Consider the following 23,800-nt stretch of genomic DNA (forward strand, 5'->3'; position numbering starts at 1 on the left):
TTGACGAATGATATGAAGTGAGGGGGCGTCTTGGCGAAATCCGAAGATGCAGATTCCGCGGGAGAGGATGCCTCTTCAGCAACCGACACGGCGACGGGTGCCACGCCTCCGGAGGTTCCCTCCGGCGCGACGACCATCGACGATAACGTCAAGATCGAGGTCGATATACTGGCCCTCGGCGCGTTGCGTGAGATCGCGGAACAGATTGCCACCGAGATCAGCGAGCGGGCCGAAAAACCCAACCTGGTGATCATCGGCGGCGACGAGCTGATCCTCGCCGTGCGGGCATATAGCGGGTTCCGTACTCGTGCGCTCGGGTTGAAGGCGGAGTTGAAATCTCTGCTTGCCGCAGTCAAGCCGACTACGAAGGCCAAGCCGGGCCTAGAATCCATGACGGCCGGTGTTGACGACGCATCGCTTGCGGTTCAAGGGCTAACCACCCTGCTTTCCTTCTTCAAAGCGGAAACGGCCTATTTCGGCCGTAGCGTCGAATTGAAGGAAACCGCTCTTTACCCGGCGCTTGCGGGACAGTTGATCGCCAGAAAGATACCGGTGTCGGCGCCGGGATATTTTCCGGCGACCACTGGTGGAGCCGGGGAGCCCGCCTCGCCAATCGTGGCCATGCTGGATGACCTGCACAGCCTTCGCAATCAGGTAGCGGCAATGCCGGCGGAAGAGGCTTCGACGGCAAAGATTCAGGCTTTGCTTGCCACCGTCGACGGTGTGATTGAAGCCGTGCTCAAGGTCGACCCGGAAGCCGGAAAAAGCAACCCATTGGCGCAGCTTCTGCTTGGCGCCGAATACATTGCGCAGATCAAGGGGGCCACTAAACCGCTGTTCCTGTCGGCGAACGTCATCAGCGCTGGCGGTAGCTACCGGACGCGCAAGCACCTTTTCACGACGCTTTTTACCGGCGATCAACTGTCATGCAGCGGCGGCGCGGCCGTGGGCTATTTCGCATTCGATCTTAAATCGTCGAAGCTTGTCTTAAGCGACGTCCTCTATCATGCGACAGGCTACCAGCAGCTCTCGTCTTGTGCAGGCAAGTTCAAGTCAAGCAATCTCAAGCGCCGGACAGCCAAGTGAATAGCGCACCGTTGCCATATCGGGATCGAACGGTGATCGCAGACGGCCATCAGACCTGTTGGCCGTTCGACGTGGCTGAGCCGCTTTTCCCCAAACGCAGACTGAGCAGCAAGGCAGCATCTGTCGAGCGCGGCTGGAACGTTAGGTTCGGGCGCGGCACCATTCGCCGACCGCTGCATGGTCGCTGAAAAATAGCTCACGGCATCGCCAACCTTAGGATCTCGCAATCGGTGTCTTGAGGAATTTCGGTTCGACACTGAGGATCATATCGAACATAGACTCGATAAGCACCACATGATCTTTGCCGGGGTCTTTCAATCCGCTGCTTGTGCATAGGCGCTGCCATCGATCAATGGCAGCAGGATGTGTGTCAGTCGAATGGCTTTTGCCGCGTCTCACATGCTCTGTGAGGTCGAGAAAGCGAAAAAACGTAACCACTGCGATCCCAACTGCTCGTAGATCATGCTTGCTGGAGAGTCTATGAAAGGCGAATTCATCTGCCTCGAACTCGCGCGCGTGATGCTGTGAAATGCCTCCCGCAGTATCGGCCGACTTAACATGGCCGCATGCGATGTGGCCATATTCATGTAAAAGCGCAAACGACTCGATGAGAAGTCCGAGCTTAACACTCTGAAGGTCCCAGGGATCGAGCGAGGGGCAGTGACGAACCTTGACACGGTCGAGGTACCGATAGTCAGCGGTCACGTCGAAATTCGCCAAACAAAGGATCGCGGCTACGAAATCTGCGGGGGTGTGGTCTCGACAATAGGGCTCTGGCGATGACCAACTGGTCAGTGCGAGCATGCAGCGCGCCAGCATGCCAGCAATGACCAGAATGCCTTTGTCGAGGACTATGACCGCGCCACCACGAGGCGTCTTGATGGCATAGCCGTTGAGTTCACGCAAAAACAGCATTCCGACTGGAATCGAGCGCAGGTATTGCTCGTCGGCTCCCAGAAACGAAACGGCGTGATCTCGCAGTCCCTGGGTTGCCCAACCCCGAAAGGCTCTTTGGGGGTCGAACATTTCCTTCACCTTCTGACTGATGTCGGTGTCGACCGGAAAGACGTTTCCAGCGCGCAGCATGCTCACGGCTTCGCTCAGGAACGCTGTATCCTCGGTCGGGTCCGACCGGCTGTCCGGCGAAGCTTCGAACAGCGAGTCTAGGAATTCTTCATCTGTTGGTAATTTTTCTTCCATCGCGGTTCGACCGAGGATCTCTGAGCCACATTTCAACCAGGTGAACTATTCTGACGCGCGTCATGCCCGGCACCCCCCAACGCAATCATCGGCACCACCGCTACGAGAGTTCGAATAAGTTCCTTGCCACACCCAACATCATCGCTCAAATCGCATGCGACTATGCGGACGCATGTCAGTCATGACGACCGCTGCAAATACATCCTGGCCCTGCGGCGGCGCGGATCGTCTACCAAGCGCCGTAGCAGTGGAACGCGTCGGCAAAGCTGGGATGTTGGAACGGATACTCGCCCGTCAGATGGGACAAATCTCCGGAGCCAAGTATCGTCTGCGCCGTCACCCGGTCGGTACGCCTCAGCCGCTGGCGGGCCCTAGTAAGCGCCACCGCAGGCGACGGCTCGGTGCCGCGTCCTCCGCACCATTCCTCGTAGAAATATCGCATCAACAGGTATGTTGCGCGGTCATCCACCTTCCATAGGCTAGCGATGACCGACTTCGCCCCTGCGAGCAGGAACGCGTTTGGCAACCCGGCCAGCTCGCCGCCATTGTGTATCCGCGGGACGCCTGACTCGCAAGCCGACAGCACGACAAGCCGGCATGCATCCAGCTGGAGTTCGCTCATAACCATGGCGACCGTGAGTAGCCGCATGTCACCCGGGCATGGTTCGCGGGAAGGGCGAAATTCGTGCAGCGGCGTGAAGCGATCGAAGTATTGCCGCGCGCCATCCGCTGGACCGATGCCGAACCCACTATCGTACGGATTGTCACTGTTGAAATAACCATGCGCCGCGACGTGGATGACGGATGCAGCCTGGGATTCTTCGCGAAGCGACTGGTAATCGTCAACCATCCGCGCAGTTCCGTGACACGCCCGAAGAGACAACACCTCGGCGAGTTCCCTCCTTGCAAACTCCAACGTCGAAGTCCGATCGGGAACAAGCAGGCTGCCGCCTTCCATGCTGCGGCTGCGTGAGAGGCATGCGGCCGCAACCTCGGCGCTTGGGACGATGCTGATGGCATCAAGCCCGCATTCGTCCACCAGCCTCCAGAAGGGGAGTCGTGCGAGTTCACGATGTGGAACGACGAACAGTCGCTTCACGCCCCGCCTTTCGACCGCCTGCGCAATAAGCTCCAGTTCGCTCTCCCACACCGGCAAGGCTTGTGGCGCGTCAGCGCGTGCAATGGGGTCGAGCCTAAAGTGGCGATCGCTTCTCGCGGCCCCGAGCTGCTCTTGTACCATCTCGGAGACAACAGCCCGCATTTTGTACGGCAAATTGCGGAAGAGCGGCACGCCGGAACTCGCGTCAACCTCGTCTGCGTGTCGAGCGCCGCCGAGCATAAGCCTGTTGGTCGTGTGATCTTTTGACGCGAGCGTCCAGACAGTCCGCCTTCTGCAACTGACGAACGACAGGACGCCGACATCCGGTTTGAGCAGGGTGACGAGCTTGTCGTGTACATGGTTCCAAGGGATGTAGTGTTTATCCAAGTCCGCCGCAGGTACTCGCCGGCGGTGCTGGATATGTTCTGCAGCCGAGCGGCGGCGGCGGTCCAGTTCGCGCAGGCTTTCGCCGTCGGTTTCGCCGAGCAGGTGACGGATTTCTGCCTCGACCTCAGCGGCGCGATGCCACTGAATCGACAAGCTCAGCAACTCGTCTGCGCCGGTGCCGGACTGGGAGCTGTCGCCAAGGCTTGCGATCCTCATCCACCGTGAAAGATTTCTCGCTCTAAACTGCTCCCCGAAGGCTGTCACTTCGGGCCAATTTCCTTCATGAGATGCCAGTTCGGTTCGTACGTCGAGAAGGTCGGACAAGGTCGATACCAACTCCTGCCGACTTGCCGAGTCAATGTTCGTCGACAGGAGGTCGTCGAGTAAAACCTGCGCTCTATCCAGAACGGATCGGCATTCGCGAAACCGCCCGGTCGCGAATAACCGGGCAGAGAACATAGCATGTAGTCTAATGGTGCCGGTGTTTTTCCCGAATTTTTCTGCGGTTTGCAGATATTCGTCAAAATACCGCTCATCTTCCCCGGGCGGAGCGCTCAGAGCAAGATTGGCGAGTGCGTTTGTCAGATCGATTAAGTTGTTCGTTTTGCGCGCTTCTTCTTCAATATCACGCACGTGATTGAAGAAGCGGTCGTCGGCCTTCCCAATATCATAAATATCTAGGTCCGCAGGGTCGGCGTACGCGCGACTTGTTGTTCGCCAGCGCTCCGCCAAGTGGTCCATGCCGATCTCGTCTGCAACAAGTGCGGCTTTGCGAAGATTTTCGGCAGCGTCCTCACGATGCCCGACATCACCAAGGGCAAATCCGAGCTCGCTCAATGCGAGGGCGACGTCGAACCGCTCTACAGATTGTGGAATCTTCTGCACGAGGCGTGAGAGAATCTGGATGGCTTGCGCGAGTTCCCCACTGGCGCGCAGGGTGCGCGCATAGAGAACGCCCTGTTCCCAAATCTTATCGTCCGTTTCGCCGAAATCTACGTCCATCTCCATCCACATGAACAGTTCAAGGCCATTGTTCTCCAATGCTTCCTTTGTTAGCTCGTATTTTCCAAGCCCAAAGAGCGACTCCGCTACCCAGCGGCGCGGTTCCCTGGCTGCTTCACGACCGCCTGTGTTGTTGGCGACTGCGAGCCACTCGAACGCGCTCGCGAGCGCTTCCTCATGTCGCGCGCTCCTTGAGAGACACGTCGTCAACTCGGTCAGAAATAACAGGAGCAGTTCCTGCTTCTCGGCCCGCCCGGGTCCTGCTGCAATGTCGAGCAATGAGCGCGCCGCAGCGACCAACTGCCCCAAGACCTCTGACAGCTCAAACCGTCGGTTGATGTTTCGGAAAAAAATCCTGAGCGACGAGAGTGTTTTTAATTTAAAGAGCGGCGACGTTATCAGCGTAGACAACAGTAGAACGCTGCGCCCCAGAGCGAGCGCATGCTCCGGTTCAGTCTCGCGGATTTGATCTGCGCGTTCAGCCTCTTGCTCCAGGCGTCTCTCCCACTTGGTCCACTGCTCGAACATTTGCGAGGAGAACTCGGCTTGCCGACCCTGCAGCCTTACGGGGATGCGTTGGGACCCGAACGAAACTTGCGGCGCATTCCGACAGCGGTAATCGTCGATCCAGTTGTGAAGGGCGTCGAGCGACGGCTCGGCCGCGCGGCACTCAAAAAATACTTGCGTGATGTCAGGGGGGGCATGTCGGGTGAATTGCTGCGGGCCGCCACCCTGATCCCATTCCTCCAGCCTCCGGGGTTTGCGGAGCAGTCGGTCTTTTCGAAATTCCGGCCCGTCGAAACACCGATCGCAGAGCAGTTCTTCGCCAAGGTCGATTTGTATTGTTCCGCCGGGGTGTTCCCCAAGGTCGACAGGCCCTCGTCGAACGAGAAATCCAGAACCTAAAGGTAGCGGCACTCGGCAGAGATCGCAGCGTGCGCTCTCGCGGCCCGACACGAGCCAATGGTCCACTGCTGCCTTTCGCTCCGGCAGCGGCTCCCACAGATCCGCTTGGTGATACGTTGTAAAAATCTCGACCATCTCGTACATGATGTATGAGATTCCCTGCGCGCTGTTTTCGAGACGAGGCCACAGGCTGCCATCTCCGGTTGCCATCTGATAGGCGCCGGTGACAGCCGTGAGCAACAGCAGATCGCTGGATTGAGAAACGAGGTGACGCTCGACGAACTCCTGTGCAGTGGCGGGATGGCTGCGGACGATCTCGTAGATTTCTTTAATGTTGCAGCGCACGCCTTCGTCATCGCCGAGGTGACCAGCCATGTGTTGCTCGACGCTGCGTCTGAATTCGGCTTGTATCATCGACATGCGCGGCCTTCTGCGAGCTCGGTGTGAATGCTTGCTTTTGTTAGAGCGCCCGACCCCAATTCACGTATGAGCTTTGAACTTACACCGACTTGTCGTTGAGACAACACTGAAGTTTTGTACATCCAGACGAATCGATCTGCTCCCAATTCGTCAATGCCGACATCATGACAAAACTATCGAAACCCTTCTCTCCGACCGACAAATGTGCTTTGTTGCTTGTTCACCACTTTGATCGGTGGTTACATAGGCGAGGGAAAAAACCGAATGTCGAAAACGCTATACGGTCTTCTCGTCGCGATTGATGAGTATCGCTCGCCGGTGCCGCTCCTCAAAGGGTGTGTGAATGACATCGACGCGGTTCGGGACTTGCTGCAGGAAGTCGGCTCCGGCGGCGGGTTCGAGGTCAATCTGCAGGTGCTGAAGGATGCCAATGCGACTCGCTCCGCCATCATCGGAGGCTTTCGAGAACACCTGACGAAAGCAGGTCCAGAGGACGTTGCGCTGTTCTACTACAGCGGCCATGGCTCACAAGAGGATGCTCCGCCGGAGTTTTGGCATCTTGAACCTGACCGCCTCGATGAAACCCTTGTCTGCTACGACAGCCGCGACGAGGGCCAATGGGATCTCGCTGACAAGGAACTCGCGGCCTTGATCGCGGAGGTCGCGAGACCCGGTCCGCACGTGCTGTGCATACTCGACTGTTGTCATTCAGGTAGCGGCACTAGGGCCGCTCTTGAGGAGGGAATCGCTGTACGACGCGCACCGACCGACCGCCGGAGCCGGCCTGTAGGATCCTTCCTCGGCGGCGCGCTCATCGCCGCATCAGACCGCAGGGACGGTTCGTCAGGCGCGGGCTGGAGCGTGGTGCCGTCCGGCAAGCACCTGCTCCTAGCGGCGTGCCGATCAAGCGAGACTGCAAAGGAGGTGATGGAGGCGGGCACACCGCATGGGGCCTTCACCGCAGCCCTGCTCTCAGTGCTGCGCCAGACCTGCGGCTCGATCACCTATCGCGACCTGCTCAAACGGGCCGAGGCGCAGGTTCGCCTACGGGTCGCACAGCAGGTGCCGCAGGTCGAGGCGAGCGATCCGAGCGATCTGCAACGGCTCTTCCTCGGCGGGACGGCCCGCCAGCAGCGGGCGAACTTCACTTTGCGGCGTGACAAGGACCTTGGATGGGTAATCGACGCTGGCGCCGTGCACGGGATTGCGCGGCCGGCTGGGAGCGAAACGACGCTTCTCGCCATCTTCGACCTGCGTGCCGCCCCCGATGACTGGCGCCAGATTAATACGGCGCTGGCCACCGCCGAGGTCGAGGAGGTGCGCCCGGAACAGAGCCGCGTGAAGCTCAGCGTCCACAATGGCGAACTCGATCAGAACTCGACATACCGAGCAGTGGTGATTGCGACGCCGCTCCCAGTCCTCGGCGTCCACTTGCTCGGAGTCCCTGACGCGCTGGAGGGCGTTCGGCGCGCTCTTGCGACGTCCGGCGACGGCGGCGGCCCTTCAACCTTGGTCCGAGAGGTTGCCGACGAGAATGAGGCCGAGTTACGTCTGGACGCCGCGGATGGCTCGTTCCGGATCAGCCGGGCCCAATCGGACCGCCCGCTCGTCGCCGAGATTGTGGGGTTGGGTGACGAGGCCGCCAAGGCTTCGGTCCAGCGCCTGGAACATGTCGCCCGCTGGGAGACCGTGGCCCGGCTCGAGAACACGGGAAGCCGGCTTGGATCTGAGCCAATTGAGATTGTCGTCCTGCAGCTCGCAAATGAAACTGACCTTGTTGGGCGCGAGGCCGACTTGCGTCACAGCATCCGCCTAGAGTATCGGTATGCAGACGGAGGGTGGGTAGAGCCCAAGGTACGCATCGAACTCAGGAACAAGGGGCGCGAGGACGTTTACTGTGCGCTGCTATGGCTTGGCTCAGACTACTCCGTGAGCTCTGGCCTGATCCAAGGCGGCACAGTACACATCCCGGCAGGAAAATCCGCTGCGGCGTACGGTGGTATGCCTGTGTCCGCATTCGTCCCCGATGAGATGTGGCACGAGGGCAAAACCGAGGTCCGGGACGTACTAAAGCTTATCGCCAGCACGGAACAGTTCGATGCCACGCTGTTCGATCAGGAAGAGCTTGATCGATATGTCGTCACCCGTGCCGCTAGAGGTCCCCGGTCATTGTTTCGCAACACTATTGAGCGGCTAGCCGCCCGGGTTCATGATCGCAGTCTGAGGATCAAGCCAGGAGGCACCGAGGCAATCCCCGATTGGGCGACCGGCGACTTAGCGTTCGTGGTAGTTCGGCCGTTGGAAGCGGCTCCGGTCCCACCGCAAGATCAGCAGGTGTCGCTCGGTGCCGACGTCACACTGCTCGGGCACCCAGCGCTCAAGGCCAGGGCGCGTCTTATCTCCCCGACTGAGGCGGGGCGCGGCCTTGGAGATCTTGGCTTACCCGCCATCCTGCGCGACGATCCAGAGGCCTCGCAGCCGTTTCTGTTCGAAATCTCGCGTGGTACCGATCCGGGCCTTTGTGGACTCCAGCTCATCGACATCGAAAACCCGGAAGCGGTCACTGCTGATACGCCGCTCGTGGTGCAGCTACAAACGCAGCTCAAGCCCGGCGAGCACGTTTTGCCTTTCGCTTGGGACGGCGAATTCTTCTTACCGCTTGGTGTGACCCGGCCCTTCGATGCCGGCACCGAGGTCGAGTTGCGGCAGCTCCCGGCACCGCTCCAGACCGCGAGCGACGTTGAGCGAGGCATTGTTAGCTCTGTTCGGATCCTGTTCCAGAAAATCCTGAACTCGAAGCTCGGAACTGAGTTCGACTACCCGCATTTGGCGGCGATAAGTTTCGATGCTGAGGGGCCCCCGCGCTACGAAGCCACGGCAGACGTTGTCCGCGCGAGGGTGGCACAGGCAAACCGAATCCTACTCTACATCCATGGCATCCTCGGCGACACGCTTGGAATGACGAACTCATCGCGGGCGGAGATCGCGCTTCTAAATGCGCCGCCCCAGCGGATCGGGGACCGATACGACCTCGTGCTGGCGTTCAACTACGAGAACATCAACACGGGCATCAAGGAGACGGCCAAGGCACTCAAGGAAAGGCTTGCAACCGTCGGGCTCGCTGCAAATCACAGCAAGACGCTGCACGTGGCGGCGCACTCGATGGGCGGACTAGTCGCGCGCTGGTTTATCGAACGCGAGGGTGGGAACGAAGTGGTCCAGCGACTGGTCACACTCGGCACGCCGCATGCCGGCTCACCCTGGCCGAAGATCCAGGACTGGGCCACTGCGGCGCTCGCCATTGGGCTCAACGGGCTGACGCAGGTCGCTTGGCCGGTCAAGGTGCTCGGCGATTTGGTAGGTGCCATAGAAACGGTAGACGTCACGCTCGACGAGATGGCGCCGGGCTCGCCCCTGTTGGTGGAACTGAGCAAGAGCGCCGACCCAGAGGTGCCCTATGCGCTTCTGGCCGGAAATACGTCGATCATCCCTGCTGTGGCGGAGGGCGCCATGCTCGAAAGGCTGCTGTCAAAGCTCGCGCCCCAGCGGGTGCTGCATGCCGCCTCTTCTCTCGCTTTCCTGAGGGCGCCGAATGACATTGCGGTCAGCGTGGTAAGCGCTATGGCAGTCCCTGAGGGTCGTATTCCGGAGCCGCGGATTGCTGAGGTCGCCTGCGATCATGTGACGTTCTTCACCTCCAATGAGGGTCGGGAGGCTCTCCTCGACGCGCTGGGGCACCTATGAGTTCCTCGAGCCGCATTGAAGGTTTCTCTCGCGACTTGGCCTTCATAGTCGGCATCGACCGGTATACGAACGGAGTCCCAGAGCTTCGCACCCCTGTGGCAGATGCCACAAGCCTGGCCGGGGTGCTACGGGACAAGCACGGCTTTAAGACGAAAGTCGTTGTGAACGATAAGGCGACCATCGTTCGACTGCGGAGGTCACTCAAAGCTCTCTCTCGGTATGTTGGCCCGGATGACCGGGTGCTGTTCTACTTCGCCGGTCATGGGATCGCGGTCGAGAATGATGGAGGTCCGGTAGGTTACATCCTTCCACAAGACGCGGATTCGAATTCGACCGATCGATACCTTCCTATGGTCGAGTTAGATAAGGCACTCTCGAACCTGCAGTGCCGGCATATCCTGGTGGTGCTGGACTGCTGTTTCGCCGGCGCGTTCCGGTGGTCAAATTCGCGAAACTTGGCGCTCAGACCTGAGAACCTGCATCAGGAGCGTTATAGCTGGTATGTCCAAGGTTCTGCATGGCAGGCGATCGCTTCGGCGGCGCACGACCAGAAGGCGCTCGACGTTGCGGCTGGTTGGGATCTCGGTGATCGCGGCCGGGCGGGTGACCACTCGCCTTTTGCCAAGGCGCTGATGGATGGACTGGAGGGCGCAGCCGACCTTCCCCGTGCAAACAGCACTGGGGACGGTGTGATTACGGCGACGGAGTTGTTCCTTTTCGTAGAACAGCAGTTGATGCCAGCCCCAGGCAGCAACCGGTCATCGCAAAACCCCGTTCTGTGGCCGCTGCCCAAGCACGACAAGGGGCAGTACGTCTTCCTCGTGCCTGGACGTCCGTTGGAGTTGCCGCCGGCACCGCCACTTGATCCGACCACTAACCCTTGGCGTGGTGCCGAGCCTTACAAAGAGAGCGATGCCCGCCTGTTCTTTGGTCGGAAGCGGATCAGCGAGCAGTTGCTCGCGCGGGTCCTGCAAGATCAACTTGTAGTTGTCACCGGACCTTCCGGCATCGGCAAATCTAGCCTCGTCAGAGCCGGGCTGCTGCCGCGGCTCCCCGGATCGATCCGCTCCATCGTAGTGCGTCCGGGACAGGCGCCGTTCGCGAACCTCGCGGCGGCGCTGCGTGACAGCACGCCCGCGAATCTCGCGGCTCCCGACCAACGGCTTCTGGAAACGGACCCAAATGCGCTCAAAGTTTGGGCGAACAAGTTGGCCGACGCGGGACATGAGATCCTGTTAGTGATCGATTCGGCTGACGAGTTAGTCAGCCAAGAAATCGACCCTGAAGCTCCCACGAGCATTTTGAGCCTCATTAAGAATGCAATCGACCAATCGAAACAGCGACCGCCTGCGAGTGCTCATTCGAAAGCCGAGGCCGAGTCCGCGCTGCGGTCCCTTGGCTATGACAATATTCGTGAGCTCTCCGAGGATGACGTCGGCGTCTGGCATGTCACCGCTACCAAGGAGGGCGAGTTGGTGCCGGCCAGTTTCGGATTCCCGAGACTGCCCCTTCGCGTAGTTCTCACGGTCCGCTCCGATTGCGATCAAAAGCTTGCTCTGTCCCCGCTGGCTGAAGACGGGATGGCGGCCCGCTTCATTGTGCCACAGATGACGCAGGACGAATTGCGCCGAGTGATCGAGGGGCCGGCAACCGAAGCGGTCATGCGGTTCGAATCGGAGGATCTTGTCGACATTCTCGTGAACAACGTGGTGCAGATGCCGGGGGCACTTGCGATCCTGTCGCGGGTCCTCAGCGAGATATACAAGCTCTTTCTGAGCCAACCGGCCACCGATCGCTCGCTGACGCGCGCGCACTACGAGGCGCTCCAGGGTGGCATCGGCGGTTTCGTCTGCGGCCGCGCCGAGGAGGTCATCGAGGACTTGGACACAGCCCACCGGCTCACAGCACGGTGCGTGCTCGAGCGGATGGTAGAACCCGAAAGCCTTGCGACACGACGCGTGCCTCTTCGCGAGCTCTACACCGCAGACGCTGGCGAGAACGAACGCGTCGACGACGTGCTTCGTCGCCTCGATACCGCTCGTCTCATCATTTTCGACAACGCTGAGGTCGGAGGATCTCTTGAATTGGCACACAATGCGCTGATCCTACACTGGGATCGCCTGCAGAATTGGGTGCGCGAGGACTCAGAACGTATCGCGGCCCTGCGCCGGCTGACCCCTGATGCGCGGGAGTGGGCAACTTCCAACAAGACCGAGTTACTTTGGGCGGATGCGGTCCGCAGCGGTCCAATTCAAACACTCCTGTCCATCAAGCATCCGGGGCTGAATGCTGTCGAAGAGTCTTTTGCCCACGCGAGTCTTGCTCGTGCAGAGAGGATTAGGCGCCGCCAACGTCAAGCAATTGTCATATTGGCTGTCGCGGCGGCCATATTCGCCGCTGTCGCGGTCGCTGCACTATGGTTCCAGCACCTCGCTAACCAGAACGCGGCACTGGCCAACGCGCAGTCGGCGCGAAATAGGTCGCTATTGCTCACGTCGCAGTCACGCGATGTGCTCGGGACCAACGACCAGCGTGCTCTCCTGTTGGCTGTGGAAGCAGCGAAATCCACTTCGGAGCAGGGGTATGTGGTACCTGCAGCGCTCAGCGCCCTTCATGACGCGCTCCGCCGTGTTTCCGGGGTCGGTATCAATGGACATCAGGACCAAATTACCATCGCAGCCTTCAGCGGCGATGAGCACTTCCTCGCGACGGGTGCCGAGGATCCGAGCACAGCACAGCTAAACGAGGTTCGAGTGTGGGACCTGTCTAACCCTTTGGCACCCTCCCTCGCGCAAATCGCGCAGGGACGGAACAGGCTCATGCACATCTCATTTGATCGGAAGGCGGCTCATCTTTTGACCGTCCAGACAGCGTCGTGGGATGAACCGCGAACGGATGCGCTGGTTTGGACTCTCGTCGACGGCGAGCGTTACCCAGTCTCGCGGCCCCTCGTTGCCAGTTCGTATCAGGTCGGTGTGATTGGGCGGTCCAACAATGGGCTGTTCCTTGCCGCAACGACATCCGTCGGAACCGTACAACTCATATCGCTCGAAGATTTATCGACAACGATCGTACTTAGGACGTTGCGCCCCCCAACGGACAGCCGAATTCTTCGCTTCGCGTTTGCTCCAGATGACAGCGTACTTCTTGGGTGCACCGCTACATCCAACGTTTGGATTTGGGACCTTAGCTCGTCTTCGGCGGAACCCGTCGCAAGCATCGATGCAAGACATCGGGCAGATCGGCCTGTATCGCCCGACGTCGGGGTCGATATATGCGGAGTCGATGCCAGTCATTCAATGATCTTCACCGCCAGCTCCGACTGGCTCGATAATTCAACGTGGGCCGATCTCAATCTGAAGCTATGGTCGCTCGATGGTTTGAAGCCTGTTGGTGCCCCGCTCGTCCTGCCGCACCGGGGCGCGCCAAATAGCAGCGCCATTCAGCTCGCGCGTTTCACGAATTCGAATGGCGGGCTTTTCTCGTTGTCTCTGGACGGATGGCTGCGTTCCTGGAGACTTCACCGTGTCGACGACAGTACCGAGGCGGTTCCTTCGACCGAGTTCAGGGCGAATGCGTTTGTCAATTCGACTGCCGTCAGCAAGGACGGCGCCATGATGGCGTACGGCCTAGAGCATGAAATCGCGGTCGTTCCGACCCAGAAGCTCACAGTACCAACGGGCAGCATTGCGCCCGCCGCACTGACTGGGCTCGACAGTGCGGCAAACGTTATCGAGTTCAGTCCGAGCGGACGGTTCTTGTTCGCAGGAAGCAACGACGGCAAAGGGCGGATTTGGGATTTCTCCAATAACGCAACCGCTGAGATCGGCATCAAACCGTCACCTTACAGGCTGGGGCGCGCGGCCTGGCTGTCAGATGACGGAAGGGTTGCAGTCAACCTGCTAGATGACGAGCTCGATTTCTGGAACCTCGTGAGCCCGCTGGAACCCGTTCTACTTCGGCGGTGGCAATTGAAGGACACTCAGGTCAAGAGTATCGCGGAATGCCTCCCCTGCCGCGTCATTGTTTCAAAAACCCATCTTTGGGCCTCGATCCAAGGGGCCTCTGACAATGAAAGCTCGATTATTGAACTCAAGGAGGGCGGCCGCGCTTTTGTGGTGCCGTCGCGGACCTGGATTGGAACCGATGAAATACAGTTCAGCGCTGACAGTCGCTATCTCTTTGTGCAGGAGGGGGAGCAAGAAGCGATATATGGACTAGATGCAACAGGGAGCTCTCAGCCCAAACGGCAGGTGGTTGTTCTTCCGGCGGGTAGCTACAGCAGATACGTCAGTCCGAGTGGCGACGTCGTCTTCTATGGACGATACGTAAATCCTTACCGTGATAAGATTGGCAGGGCAGAAGAGGTTGGCTATGTCCTGAGGCTGGACGGGTCGAGCGAACTTCTTCAGCCAGTCGGAGTCAACGGCTTTGCCGCTGGGATTGGCAGCGTGGCATTCTCGCCTGATGGACACTGGTTGGCACTCGCCGACGAGCGCTCTTTGAACGATGACGATCGCACCGATAGCAACGTTCGCTTGATCCGGTTGGACGAGCCGGGCTCGGCTGCCGTCGATCTCACCGGCCATGAGTTTGCGACCCAACCAACTTTCAGCGGCGATGGCCGCTGGCTCCTTACGGCCTCGTACGACGTGACTCTACAGGGCTCAAGAACCTTAGCGCGCCTCTGGCGACTGGACGGCGACAAACAGTCGCCTGAGGCCTTCGTTCTACCCGAAATTGCCACCTTCTTGCATGGAGCCGAGTTCAGCCAGGATGGCCGATATCTGATTACCATCAGCGGTGCCGGCCCTCTGGCGCAGCTATGGTCACTTGAGAGCCTGCCCAAACTGGTGGCCAGATTGGACGTCCCTCGGCAGACCCATAACTGGCACTGGGATATCAAGTTTGATGCAACCAGCTCAGTTGTGGTCATCTCGAACTCTGACAATCCGATACCTTATCTTTGGAAGCTTGGCGGGCCGATCGTTCCAGAAGCCGGCATGCCGATTTCAACTGGCGGGCGGGCGATCAAAAACATCGAGTTTACGGCAGACAACAACAAGCTTGTCATTTTGACTGAGAGCCAGACGTTGGATAGGCGGTCAGGAACATCCGGCTCCCAAGTCGCCACCGTGGACCTAAGCGCGTTGCCGAACGAAGACGCGGTTTACGCAATAAGCGAGCCTGGAGTGGAGCTTGACCGTGTTCACTTCATCGATGACAGCGGGGTGATGGTAGCCTCGTCCAAGACTGCGCTGCGCCTGAGTTTCACCAAGGTCGAAGATCTCATTCGATCGGCTCAAGCGGTTCTCGGTCGAAATCTCTCTCTCGACGAATGGTCACAAACCAAGCTTCAAGAGGTTTATAGACCTACTTTTCCCGGTGTGCGGGTTGATGCGCGCACGCTCGAGGCACTTGTCGGGCTTTCGTTCCGTCTGCGGGAAGACAGTCCAGAAGCTGGTGCAAGTCTGGCGGACGAGACGGTTCGCTGGACACTCAGTTTGGACGAAGCGGATGTATGCAACAGCGTGGCTTGGTCGTTCGCGTTGCAGAGGGACGGGCAACATGCCCTTGCCGCAATCGAGTGCGCGCTCTCGCAACGTCCGCAAGATCCATACTATCATGATACCCGCGGCGTTGCGTACGCTCTCTTGGGAGAGGCGAGCAAGGCAATCAGCGATATGCAAGTATTTGTAGCGGCACAATCCGAGAATTCGGAGGATGCAATGAGACGGCGGCGGTGGATCAAGGACTTGCTTTCGGGCAAAGACCCGTTTCGGGATGGAGTGAAATAATTACCTATTTGACTCAACTAATCCGTTCTTGCACCCTCTTTCTGGCTTCCAAGGGTGTCGGCGCTGACAAGGCTTTGAGTGTGGGGCCCGGTCTTGAGAGCTAGGCCGCACCGATGTCCGCTATCACTTGTCGGACGCCATATACTGTCGGTCCACTGACGACCATTTGAGCTGTTCCTGGCACCTGCTAGAGCATGATGCCGAAAAGTGTGAATTCAGATTTCAGGTCGATTCGACCTGAAATCATCCGGCTCTAACTGGATGGGGAAGTGGTGCCGCTTGCGTGACTCGAACACGCGACCTCATCAATAAGACATTCGGTTCGCTGTCGATCCAAGATTTAGGGTCGTCAGCAAGATTTAGTGGACGAACCATCTCTGCGTGATGGCGGTTCGCGGATCGGAGCGCTGTTAACCGCCATGATCCCATGCGTTTCCACCGCTCGCCAAGAGATTAATATTAGACGGATATTAGACGAGATTCTTCACAAATGAGCTAATTTATTGAAATGTCTGGTACGCCCAAGGGGAATCGAACCCCTGTTACCGCGGTGAAAGGTGCATCTGTTTTGATTGGGATAGCGACAACAGAGAACAATCAGACCTGCAAAAACTAAATGGGGGCTTAACTCAGCGTCGGGGCTTCGAGACTTTCAAGGTGGCGCGCCCAGAGATCCAGTGCCTGGCGTTTTTCATCTGCGAACGAGTGCTTTTGGTAGACGCCAACAATGCCGCCGAATGAGCCCGAAGTGTGATTTAGCAGCTTTTCAATCACCGGGAGGGAGACACCAAGCCTCGCCATGCCGCTGGCCGCCGACCGGCGTAGGTCGTGCAATGTCCAATGAAGAATTGGGGTTACCTTCGCAGGGTCGTCCGCTCGCTTTGCCGCCTCTTCGCGCCGAGTTTCTTGCATCTTGGAACTGATACGTTCTACCGCTCTAGAAAAACCCGAGGCCGGCGTCTTACCCGTCGTCGTGAACAGTAACTGACTGTCGCCAATTTGGGGCAGGGCTCCAATTATGGAAACCGCCGCCTTGGACAACGGGATCTCATGCTCCTTGCCGTTCTTTGCCCGCTCGGCCGGAATAGTCCAGAGCGGCTTATCGCCCGCCGTTGCAAGCTCACCTCGGCTCATGCTTCCAACTTCCGATTTCCGTTGCGCCGTGAGCAGCAGCAGCCGAAACATTGGGCCGAAAGGGTAACCAATACCGTGGGTAGCTTTGAGAAAAAGGCGGACTTCGTCGTCGTCAAGCACCCGGTCGCGAGACTTCTCGGACGAGGGCGATCTGAGGCCCGCGCATGGCGAGACTTTCAGCACGTCGCGCTCGACCAGCCATCCGAAAAACCTTCGAATCGTTGCGAACACCCGGTTTGCCAACACGGGGGCGTCGCGATCGACCATTGCATCTAGCAGGTCGGTAACGTCTCGCTTCGTGATGTCCTGCACCCGCCGCTCGCCCCACGATGGGTTAACAACAGTCTTGAATTGGCGTTCGACTTCCGGCCAAGACCGATTCCGCGGTTTGCAGTAGCGGGTAATGAACGCATCCGCCTGCACTACCACCAGGTCCCGGTTCCGGTCGGGTAGGGCGCCTTTGCGGGCGCTTGAGCGCTTTGCAACTGCCGCCGGATCCTTTCCTTCGGCGAGCACCTGTAGCGCTGCCCGGCCGGCGGCGCGCGCTTCGGCCAGGGTCATAGCCTCGCCGATGGTGACGAGCCCCGGCACGGCGTCGCCCTCGCGCTCGAAAAGTACCGGCCCAAGCGTGAGCTTCGCGGTCTTCCCATGGCGGCGATAGCGAAGCGCCCATGACTTTGCCCCGCTGGGTTGGATCACCAACCGCAAGCCAGGTAGGAGACCATCGCCGATTTCAACCCGTTTGTCGGGGTCCGGTTTTGCCGCCGAAACTGACTTCACGTTGAGTGCTTTGGCCAAGTGAAAAGCTCCTTGGGGTAACAGAGGGTAACGGAAACGCGCCGGTAGGAGCCGATACCGTATGTTAGGAAGTGCGAAACAGGAAGTCGGAAAACGCTTTGTATTCAAATATTTATGATCTGAAGAAGTTAGGGCGGGTGAGGAAGAGTTGGATGCCTTGTCTTGACTTTTAATCAGTAGGTCTCGGGTTCGACATCGCCGCCCGGTCTTGGTGTCGAACAGATGAGCGCAGGCGCGGTCGATCTCGATGCGCATCTGCTCGCCCTGTTTCAGTGCCAGCCGCTCGCGGAAAAGGCAGGAGATTTCTTCTCCGGCGCAGTCGACCCTGGCAAAGATTTCCGAACCCGTTGCTTCCAGAAGCACGATCGTGCCGGGGATTCCTTTGGCGGTCGTCGCTCGGATGTGTTCGGGGCGGATGCCGTAGATGAGGTCCCCGCCGGGAATGTTGGTCAGGTCGATGCCTTCCGGCAGCGGCAAGATCAGTCCACCGGCGCTGCGGAAAACACCTTCCTCGACATGGCCGCGAATGAAATTCATCGCCGGCGAGCCGATGAAGCCGGCAACGAAGAGGTTGGCCGGGCGATCGTAGAGATCGAGCGGCGCGCCGATCTGCTCGACAAGGCCGTCATGCAGCACGACGATCTTGTCGGCCATGGTCATGGCCTCGATCTGGTCGTGCGTGACGTAGATGGTTGTGGTCCCGAGCCGCTGGTGCAGCGCCTTGATCTCGCCGCGCATCTGCACGCGCAATTTGGCGTCGAGATTGGACAGCGGCTCGTCGAACAGGAACACCTGCGGGTCGCGCACGATGGCGCGGCCCATGGCGACGCGCTGGCGCTGGCCGCCGGAAAGCTGACGCGGATAGCGGTCGAGCAGCTTGTCCAGGCCGAGAATGCTGGCGGCCCTGCCGACGCGGCCGGCGGTGTCGGCCGGATCGGCTTTCTTGATCTTCAGGGCAAAGCCCATATTGTCGGCCACCGTCATATGCGGATAGAGCGCGTAGTTCTGGAACACCATGGCGATGTTGCGGTCGCGCGCCCTGAGATTATTGACGACGCGATCGCCAATGGCGATCCTGCCGCCCGAGATCGTTTCCAGTCCGGCAATCATGCGCAGCAGCGTCGACTTTCCGCAGCCCGACGGCCCGACCAGGATGACGAATTCGCCATCGGCGATGTCGACGCTGACATCGTGGATGATCTTGGCGGCTCCGAAAGCCTTCTGAACGTTGTTGATTGTTACCGATGCCATTGGATTTCTCCCGGAAATGCGTGATGTCGGGGCCGTGCCTCAGCCGCCCTTGACGGCGCCTGCGGTCAGCCCCGCGACGATCTGCCTTTGCGCGAACAGGGTCAGCACCAGCACCGGCAGCGTCACCACAAGTGCCGCAGCGGCGAGCGGACCCCAGCTCACCTGCTCGTAGGAAAGCATGTTGTAGACGGCGACCGGCAGCGTGCGAGTCTCGCGGCTGGCGAGCACAATGCCGAAGACGAAATTGTTCCATGAGAAGATGATCGACAGGATGAAGGCGACGACAATGCCCGGCTTGGCGATGGGCAAGGCGACCAGCCGGAACACCTGCCAGGAACTGGCGCCATCGATGTTGGCCGCTTCTTCCAGCTCCATCGGCGTGGTCTCGAAATAGCCGATCATCACCCAGACCACGATCGGCACCGTCACCACCAGATGGATAATGATCTGCGGCCACAGCGTGCCGAGAATGCCGACCCACTGGAACAGCAGGAACAGCGGAATGAGATACGAAAGCCCCGGCGTCATGCGGGCGATCATGATGACCACCGCCGAGCGTTCGGCCTTGAGCCGCGCGATGCCATAGCCCGCCGGCACGCCGATCAGCAGCGCCAGCAACGTTGCCGTGCCCGTCACCAGAACCGAATTCCAGAAATAGAGCAGGAAATTGTTCTCCTCGAATACCTTCACATAGTTCGACCAGGCGAGATGTTCCGGGATCAGGATCGGCGGGTAGGCACCGTTGTCGATCTCGAACTTCAACGACAGCGAGATCATCCAGAGGAAGAACAGGATCGCCGGCGAGACGAAGACCAGAGCCGCGAAAAACAGCCCGATCCGGTTGAGCAGCCGTGAACTCATCTATTTGCCCTCCACCCCGATCCATTGGGAGCGCTGGCGCAGCATCAGCAGGATGAAGGACAGCGCGACGATGACGATGAAGAACACCACGGCCATGGCCGAGCCATAGCCGATGTCGTAGTAGGAGAAGGCGGTGTTGTAGAGATAGATGTTAATGGTTTCCGAGGCCGTGCCCGGTCCGCCCTGGGTCATGGCATAGATAATGTCAAAACTTTTCAGCGCATCGATAGTGCGGATGATCATCGCGATCATCAGGAACGGCGCGATCATCGGCAAGGTGAGATAGCGGAATTGCTGCCAGGCGTTGGCGCCATCGATCTCGGCGCTCTCGAAGGGCTCGCGCGGCACGGAGGCCAAGCCGCCCAGCACGATCAGCATCACCAGCGGCGTCCACTGCCAGGTCTCGACCGCAACCAGGGACGGGATGACCGTCCTGGCATTAAAGATCCATTCCTGCGCCGGGATGCCGACCAGCGACAACAGATAGTTGAGCACGCCGAGCTGGGGATGGAACATCATCGTCCAGACCAGCGCCACGGCGACTGGCGTTGCCATCATCGGCATGACGAAGACGCCGCGCAACAGGCCGCGCAGCGGAAATTTGGCGTCGAAGATCAGCGCCGCGACAGTGCCAAGGAACATCGGCGCCGCGACCGAAAGCGCCGTGTAGGTCAGCGTATGGAAAAGCGATTCCCAGAAGCGTTGGTCGACTGCCAGCCGCAGATAGTTTTCCATCCCGGCAAAGCTTCGCGCCTGGCCGAGGGTCCAGCGGTTGACGCTCATCCACAGTGTGAAGGCCCAGGGAAAGACGATCACGGCGCCGACGACGACGAGCGCCGGGACGACGAAAGGCCAGTAGTTGGGAGCCAGACGGATGGTCTGGCCCCCTTCGATGGCTTGCGTCGTCACCCCGGTGCGTTCTGGGGTGATGGCGGACATCAGCCTTGCTCGCTCCGGTCGAGCACCGGCTGGAACTGCTCGGTGGCCTTCTTCAGTTCCTCTGCCGGATCGGCGCCGGCGATCAGATTGGTCAGCGCCACGCCATAGATGTCGCGGAACTCGGTGACCGGAATGATGACCGGCAGCGACAGCCGGCTGACATTGCCCGAGCCGACCACGGCATCGAGCCAGCTCGCCGGCATGGTGACGCCTTCGCGCACCTTGGGATCTTCCAGCACCGACTTGCGGAACGGCACGCCGGCACCCGCCTGCAGCAGGCGCGCGCCCATGGCGGGCGAAATCGCCCACTGGCAGAAGAGGTAGGCGGCCTCCTTCTTCTCGCTGGCGGCCGTCACGCCGAGGCCGTCGCCAAAGGTGCCGGCGGCATGCGCCTTGGGCCCCTTGGGCATGACGCCGTAGCCGACCTTGCCGACCACTCGTGACTTTTCCGGGTTTTCCATCGGCGGGGCAAAGCCGACGCCATCGAACCACATGCCGATCTTGCCTTGCAGGAAGGCGGACTGGGCTTCGGCCCAGTTGAATCCGGTGACGCCTGGAGGCGCCGACTTGGTCATCAGCCGCTGGTAGAGGCTGGCGGCCTCGACCGCCTCGGGCGAGGTCGTGCGCAGCTTGCCCTTGTCATCGAGCGGCGTCATGTCGTAGCCGAGCATCAGCGACGTCCACACCGGCGTGTTGGCGTTTTTCAGGCCGCGGGCGACAAAGCCGTAGGTGTTGGTCGACGGATCGGTCAGCGTTTCGGCGGCGGCCACCAGCTGCTCGAACGTCTCGGGGTATTTGAGGCCCTTGGCCTCGAACAATTCCTTGTTCCAGTAGACGATCCAGTAATCCACCGAGAACGGCAGCGAGCGCAGCACGCCCTGGCCGTCCTTGGCAAACAGCATGCCGGCATCGGCGAAATCGGTTTCCACCAGCGCAGGATCGGTCAGGGTCGGGTCGGCGAGATAGCCTGATATGTCGGCCAGCCAGTCGCCCTTTTCGAACTGGCGCTTCTGCACGTGGTAGCTCAGATGCACGACGTCGAAGCTCGGTTTGCCGGAGCTCAGTTCGATCACCGTCTTCTGGCGCTGCTGCTGTTCCGGCGTCGCTTCGGCATTGACCTTGATCCCGGTCAGTTCCTCGAACTCGGCGATGTATTTTATCAGCGTGTCGCTGCGCGGGCTTTTCACCAGATTGACGTCAAGCGTCGTTCCCGCAAAGCGCTTCCAGTCGACGCCGGCGGCAAAGCTTGGGCGAACACCGGCAAAGCCGGCGGCGGCAAGGGCGGCGGTTCCCTGGAGGAGTTGCCTCCTGGTTGGGTTGAACAGATTGGACGACATTTTCTTCCTCCCGGTTGTTGTCGTTGTCGATTGCGCCGCAGCGACCGCGGCGCGGCTCATGCTTCCTCAGATTTGCAGCGCCAGCCGGCGCGCCTTTTCGATATGCTGGCTGATGGCCTCGACCGCCTTCCCAGGATCGCGGCTCTGCATCGCATCAATCACCGCCAGGTGCTCGCGCATGACCGGCACGACGCGCCCGTCGATACGGAACCGCTCCTGGTGGATCAGGCGGATCTTCACCGAATTCACCAGATAGGCCTTGGCGATGATCTCGTTGCCCAGCGCATCGATGAACGTGTCGTGCATGGCCCAGTCGATGGTCTGCGCCTTGGCCTCCATCTCCGGCGTCGGGGTTTGCGCCAGCGCCTGGGCAAGCATGTCCTCATGCTCGCGCCGCAAGCGGGCAAGCTCGGCATCGGAGGCGCTTACCGTAAACAGCGCCACCGCTTCACGCTCCATGAACAGGCGGAACTGAAAGGCCTCGCGGATCAGGCTGATGTCTATATGGGCGATCTGCATGCCGCGCTGCGGGATGGTCGTCAGCAGTCCTTCCGCCTCGAGACGCGGCACGATCTCGCGAATGGCGCCGAGCGGCAGTCCGGTGAAGGCAACCAGCTCACGTTGCGACACGAACTGGCCCGGCTTGAAGTCGCGCGCCAGCAAATGCCGCGTGAAGCTGGCATAGGCCTTCTCCCTGAGGGTGGTCGGTTCGTTGCCGTCTTCCATTTCGGCGCGCTTCCCTTTGCCGGTCAGGCCGGTTCCCTGGCAAACAGGCTGTCATAGGCTGCGGCAAGCTGCTGCTGCCCTTGCAACGCAATCGGCTCCAGCGGCGGACGGACCGCCAGCCAGCGCTCGTCGCCGGTCTTGCGCGCCACCATGACCTTTACCGCGGGGGTGACCGGATATTTCAGCAATTCGAGCACAAAACTTTCGACGCGAGGATCGTCGCGCCCGTCCTCGGCCATGGCGCGGATTTCGCCCGGGACGAAATTGGCCATGCCCGAGATTGCGCCTTGAGCACCCAGTCGCACCGCACGCGCCAGATGCCTTTCATCGCCGATCAGGATCACCAGATCGCCATAGGCGGCAAGCAGCGCCTCGCTGTAGCTCCAGTTTCCACCGGAATCCTTCACCCCGGCGACCACGTCGGGAAAAGCAGTGCGCAATCGGCCGATCAGGCCAAGCGAAAGCTGCACCATGGTAACCGAAGGGATGTTGTAGAGCAGCACGTCACGGGCGAGGGGGCCAAGCGCGGCAAAGACGGCGGAGAACCAGCCGAAAAGGCCCTCCTCGCCGACATTCTTGAAGTAGCTCGGCGGGGCCAGCAGAATGTTTCGGGCGCCTCGCTGCAAGGCATGCTGTGCCTGTTCGGCGGCGTCTTCGGCGGCGTCGACCAGCACGCCGGCAACGAGTTGATGCGGCAAGATTCCAGCAGCCAGCATGGCTTCGGTCACCGACCGCCGCTCCGTCGTGCCCACCGACGCGCCTTCCCCTGTGGTGCCGAAAAGCGTCACGCTGCCGCAACCCTGCGCCAGGCAACTTTTGGCCTGAGCGATCATGGGATCGGTGGCGATCTGCCCGCGGGCATCGAAAGGCGTGGCGAGAGCGGCCGAAAGGCCAAAGCGTGATGTCACCGGAAGGTCTCCGAAGTAGGTGTGTATGCCGTGCTAGCACACTAACATGTTAGTAGCAAATCGTGCCGGTTTTTTTACGATCAGAGGAGGGGTATGACGGAGGAATGGGATGTGCGGACCGTTTTCGGCACCGATGCGAAGGTGGTCAACTCTATCCAGCGCGCGGCCCTGCGCTTGACGAGGTAGCGGCGGGCTGATCTCATC

At 60.0% G+C, this 23,800-nt stretch carries 11 protein-coding genes and 1 pseudogene; 3 read left to right on the forward strand and 9 right to left on the reverse strand.

Annotated elements, in window-relative coordinates; translation table 11 throughout:
* Nucleotides 1-30: 30 nt before the first annotated feature.
* The gene (locus NLY44_RS06735; RefSeq protein WP_023806073.1) at nucleotides 31-1,086 is read left to right on the forward strand and encodes a hypothetical protein; all 1,056 of its coding nucleotides are present in this window, start codon (nucleotides 31-33) and stop codon (nucleotides 1,084-1,086) included.
* Between the two features lie 213 nt (nucleotides 1,087-1,299).
* Here NLY44_RS06735 and NLY44_RS06740 read toward each other — a convergent pair whose 3' ends face one another.
* Both NLY44_RS06740 and NLY44_RS06745 read right to left on the reverse strand, forming a co-directional pair.
* A complete protein-coding gene (locus NLY44_RS06740) occupies nucleotides 1,300-2,286 on the reverse strand; it encodes a phage exclusion protein Lit family protein (RefSeq protein ID WP_023806074.1) in 987 nt (328 codons plus the stop codon).
* 229 nt (nucleotides 2,287-2,515) lie between these two features.
* Nucleotides 2,516-6,100 carry a CHAT domain-containing tetratricopeptide repeat protein gene (locus NLY44_RS06745; protein WP_023806075.1) on the reverse strand — a complete coding sequence of 1,195 codons (3,585 nt, stop codon included), beginning with the start codon at nucleotides 6,098-6,100 and terminating at the stop codon, nucleotides 2,516-2,518.
* A gap of 264 nt (nucleotides 6,101-6,364) precedes the next feature.
* Between NLY44_RS06745 and NLY44_RS06750 the strand changes: the two genes are divergently transcribed.
* Both NLY44_RS06750 and NLY44_RS06755 read left to right on the forward strand, forming a co-directional pair.
* The gene (locus NLY44_RS06750) at nucleotides 6,365-9,844 is read left to right on the forward strand and encodes a caspase family protein (RefSeq protein WP_286456845.1); all 3,480 of its coding nucleotides are present in this window, start codon (nucleotides 6,365-6,367) and stop codon (nucleotides 9,842-9,844) included.
* Nucleotides 9,841-15,642, forward strand: coding sequence for an nSTAND1 domain-containing NTPase (locus tag NLY44_RS06755; protein WP_023806078.1), 5,802 nt, complete (start codon nucleotides 9,841-9,843; stop codon nucleotides 15,640-15,642). Before NLY44_RS06750 ends, NLY44_RS06755 begins: the two co-directional genes overlap by 4 nt.
* A gap of 624 nt (nucleotides 15,643-16,266) precedes the next feature.
* Here NLY44_RS06755 and NLY44_RS06760 read toward each other — a convergent pair.
* The 7 genes and pseudogenes from NLY44_RS06760 to NLY44_RS06790 all read right to left on the reverse strand — a co-directional run bounded on the left by NLY44_RS06760 (nucleotide 16,267) and on the right by NLY44_RS06790 (nucleotide 23,596).
* Nucleotides 16,267-17,556, reverse strand: a complete 1,290-nt coding sequence (locus tag NLY44_RS06760) for a tyrosine-type recombinase/integrase (RefSeq protein WP_245263852.1) — start codon at nucleotides 17,554-17,556, stop codon at nucleotides 16,267-16,269.
* A 213-nt stretch (nucleotides 17,557-17,769) separates the two neighbouring features.
* Nucleotides 17,770-18,825 (reverse strand): annotated as a pseudogene (locus NLY44_RS06765) (ABC transporter ATP-binding protein); the annotation flags it as partial.
* 39 nt (nucleotides 18,826-18,864) lie between these two features.
* Complete coding sequence (locus NLY44_RS06770; RefSeq protein WP_023700756.1) at nucleotides 18,865-19,686, reverse strand: carbohydrate ABC transporter permease; 822 nt, start codon at nucleotides 19,684-19,686, stop codon at nucleotides 18,865-18,867.
* Nucleotides 19,687-20,625, reverse strand: coding sequence for a carbohydrate ABC transporter permease (locus NLY44_RS06775; protein ID WP_023670984.1), 939 nt, complete (start codon nucleotides 20,623-20,625; stop codon nucleotides 19,687-19,689).
* Nucleotides 20,625-21,962 (reverse strand): ABC transporter substrate-binding protein, encoded by a 1,338-nt coding sequence (locus tag NLY44_RS06780; RefSeq protein ID WP_023806080.1) that lies wholly within the window; start codon nucleotides 21,960-21,962, stop codon nucleotides 20,625-20,627. Before NLY44_RS06780 ends, NLY44_RS06775 begins: the two co-directional genes overlap by 1 nt.
* 66 nt (nucleotides 21,963-22,028) lie before the next feature.
* On the reverse strand, nucleotides 22,029-22,688 hold the full coding sequence (locus NLY44_RS06785) for a GntR family transcriptional regulator (RefSeq protein ID WP_023688610.1): 660 nt from the start codon (nucleotides 22,686-22,688) through the stop codon (nucleotides 22,029-22,031).
* Between the two features lie 23 nt (nucleotides 22,689-22,711).
* Nucleotides 22,712-23,596, reverse strand: a complete 885-nt coding sequence (locus NLY44_RS06790) for a dihydrodipicolinate synthase family protein (protein WP_023806081.1) — start codon at nucleotides 23,594-23,596, stop codon at nucleotides 22,712-22,714.
* Between the last annotated feature and the right edge of the window lie 204 nt (nucleotides 23,597-23,800).

Origin of the sequence: Mesorhizobium sp. C089B (assembly GCF_030323125.1) — a bacterium.
Taxonomy (GTDB): Bacteria; Pseudomonadota; Alphaproteobacteria; order Rhizobiales; family Rhizobiaceae; genus Mesorhizobium.